The sequence below is a fragment of the Mesorhizobium sp. B1-1-5 genome (genome assembly GCF_006443065.1).
GTDB lineage: Bacteria > Pseudomonadota > Alphaproteobacteria > Rhizobiales > Rhizobiaceae > Mesorhizobium.
In genome coordinates this window covers 1-1317 of the sequence record NZ_VFWS01000439.1, presented here as the reverse complement: position 1 = coordinate 1317, position 1317 = coordinate 1, and the positions used below count along the sequence as shown (strand labels likewise).

2 protein-coding genes are annotated in these 1317 nt (G+C 65.1%); both read right to left on the bottom strand.

Annotation, left to right across the window (positions count from 1 at the left end; all coding sequences use genetic code 11):
- A partial coding sequence (locus FJ980_RS32175; protein ID WP_246676672.1) for a dipeptide/oligopeptide/nickel ABC transporter ATP-binding protein occupies positions 1 to 626 on the bottom strand: 626 nt, incomplete at its 3' end.
- Positions 627 to 670: 44 nt separating this feature from the next.
- Positions 671 to 1317, bottom strand: a 647-nt coding sequence (locus FJ980_RS32170; protein ID WP_140547511.1) for an ABC transporter ATP-binding protein, incomplete at its 5' end; no start/stop codon positions are given.

The following is a 1317-nucleotide window of genomic DNA, read 5'->3' as shown; positions in this document are numbered from 1 at the left end:
GTCATGTGGCGCACGACATTGAGATTATGCGTGATGATGAGAATGGCGATGCCGAGTTCGCCCTGCAAACGTCCAAGCAGATTGAGGACTTCACCCTGAACGGACACGTCCAGTCCCGCGGTCGGCTCGTCGGCGATGATAAGATCGGGTTGCAATGCAAGGGCCCGCGCCACGCCGACGCGGCGCGCTTGGCCTCCGGAAAGCTGGTGTGGATATCGCCGCCCGAAATCGGCGGGCAGGCCGACCATGTTGAGCAGGCGTTCCGCTTCGGCGGCGGGGTCGCGGCCGGTAACGCCGTGAATGCGGAAAGGCTCCATCAGCAGTGAGCGTACAGTGAGTCGCGGCGACAGCGATCCGACCGGATCCTGGAACATCATCGCCATGCGCCGAAGATGCGGCTTGCGCTCCGTCGGGGCGAGGCCGTTCAGCACCTGACCATCGAAGCGTATCGTGCCGCCCGTTGGCGGCCGCAGGCCCATGATGGCGCGGGCGATGGTGGATTTTCCCGAACCGCTTTCACCGACGAGGCCGAGCGTTTCGCCCTTGCGGATCTCGAAGGAAACGCCGCAGACGGCGTCCACGAACGGGTTCTTAACGCCGCTGGCGAGCGCCTTCAGCGCGCCCATGGTGCGGAAGCGTACGCGAAGATCCTCGACAGAAAGCAGGGGGCTCATACCGGCGCCACCAGCGTGTCGTCGAGACGATGGCAACGTGCGGTGTGCGTTGCGCCGATAGCGCACGGGACAGGACTGTCATCCACGCACCGGGTAAAGGCTTGCGGGCAGCGCCGACGGAAGATGCAACCCGCCTGGGTACCGAGGAGGCTCGGCACCTCGCCTGGGATCGTCGGCAACTGGCGGGTGCGTTGCCGGATGCGTCCGGGATCACATTCGAGCAGCGCGCGCGTATAGGGATGCCCCGGTCGGCGGAAGATGTCGCGCACGGTGCCGTATTCGACCACCTCGCCCGCATACATGACCGCCACCCGGTCGCAGAGCTCGGCGACAGCGCCGAGGTGGTGAGAGACGAACAGGATCGAGCAGCCGATCTCCTTTTGCAGCTCTTTCAACAGATGGATGATCTGCACCTCCAGCGTCGCGTCGAGCGCTGTGGTCGGTTCGTCCGCGATGAGCAGCGCCGGCTTCACCAGCAGCGCCATGGCGATGCAGATACGCTGGCGCATTCCGCCGGAAAACTCGTGCGGATAGCCGCCGATGCGGCTCTCCGGGTCCGGAATGCCGACCCGATGAAGCATACCCAGGGCGCGCTGGCGCTTGGTCCGGTGCGAGCCGCCCTCGTGATGCTGGATATCGATCA